We start from the raw sequence: 1,650 nt of genomic DNA, 5'->3' as shown, positions 1-1,650 counted from the left end.
GGTCATCGACCGCATCATCGTTCACGACGGCAGCTTGGAGATCCGTCATGTCATTCCCTTGCGCAGCCCTCCGCCGGGACGTGAGAGCACTGCTGACCCAGTTGCTCGATTGCGTTCGGATCGTATGCAATCGGCACATTTGCGAAGCAGACCGAATCTCTGCTGACGAAGGGGGCAACAGACATTCCTGGGGCATTAGTAATTTCCTCGGATGACAGAGGGTGTGTCAAAACCCGAGCAAGCTCCGCCTTGCCGAACGATTGTACAAGTTCAGGCTTCTGTACCGGGGATTTCCCGGTCTTTCGCGGCTTGCAAGAAATTAAATTGCTCCACGGAGCGGTCTGTCTGCGTTTTGCCACAGGCTCGACCTAATCCAGACCATCCGACTCCCCTTGGTCGCGCGGCTTGATTACTAACCGCGGTTATGTGCTGGGCTTTCAGGACCTCGATAGAGCCAAAAGCCCAGGCGTACGGAGCAGCCCGCTGGCAAGGAAACGCCCGTGCCCAGATGGCCTCACTGTATCCAAGCCATTCATAGGGAAAGCTGCTCTATATGCCTCTGGAGCCAAACCCATTCGGATGAGTGAGGGGCCTATGAGAGTAATCGTTTGCGGTGCCGGACAGGTGGGCTCGACCATCGCCCGCCATCTTGCCACCGAAGGTATTGATGTAACGGTTGTGGACCTGTCGCCGGAGCAGGCCCGGCGGGCAGACGAGAGCTACGACGTCCGCGGGATGGTCGGCCACGCTTCCCATCCCGAGGTCCTCGAACGGGCCGGTGCGCGCGATGCCGACATGCTGATCGCAGTGACCCGCTCCGACGAGGTCAACATGGTGGCCTGCCAAGTGGCCTATTCCCTTTTCAATGTCCGCCGGCGCATCGCCCGCGTCCGGCATCACGGCTATCTGGAGCCGATCTGGCAGGGGCTCTACGCCTCCGACCAACTGCCCATCGACGTGATCATCTCACCCGAGGTGGAGGTCGCCAACGGCATCGTACGGCGGCTCAAGACGCCCGGCGCCTTCGACACTGTGGCGCTCGCCGACGGTCGGATTCACCTGCTCGGGGTTCACTGCAACACAGGCGGATGCTCTCTGGTCGGGCGGCGGATGAAGGAGCTGTCCACGTCCGGTGGCTCCGGTATCGTCGTCGGCGTCATCGTCCGCAACGGTCATGCGTTCGTGCCGAGGGCAGAGGATCGGGTGCAGCAGGGTGATGATGTCTACGTCATCACCGAGACAGACCGTGTGGATCGCGTGATGGCATTCCTCGGCCACGAGGAGCAGGTCGCCCGTCGTATCGTGATCGTGGGCGGCGGCAATGTCGGCCTTAACTTGGCAACCAGGATCGCCCGTCACGCCCCTGATGTCTCGCTCAAATTGGTCGAGCATTCGCGCGAACGGGCCGAGTACATATCACGCGAGCTTCGCGATGCCGCCGTGGTGATCCAGGGCGATGCGCTCGACAAGGAGGTGCTGCTCGAGGCCAACGTCCAGAGTGCCGAGACGATCATAGCCGTGACCGCATTGCATCGCCTGAATTGCTCCCTGATTTTGGATCGTTGCCTCATCTGATTTGCTCCCGAGCTCTGGCGAGCTGCGGGGGCGATGATGAGGCAGGTGAGCATGACAACACGCAATGAGCTGATC

At 60.8% G+C, this 1,650-nt stretch carries 1 protein-coding gene; it reads left to right on the top strand.

What is annotated here, in order from left to right:
- The first annotated feature begins 594 nt into the window (after positions 1-594).
- Positions 595-1,575, top strand: coding sequence for a Trk system potassium transporter TrkA (gene trkA, locus FS320_RS42970; RefSeq protein ID WP_152718599.1), 981 nt, complete (start codon positions 595-597; stop codon positions 1,573-1,575).
- Positions 1,576-1,650 lie beyond the last annotated feature (75 nt).

Origin of the sequence: Microvirga tunisiensis, from assembly GCF_009296175.1 — a bacterium.
Classification (GTDB): Bacteria; Pseudomonadota; Alphaproteobacteria; order Rhizobiales; family Beijerinckiaceae; genus Microvirga; species Microvirga tunisiensis.
This window is presented reverse-complemented; position numbering and strand designations above follow the sequence as displayed.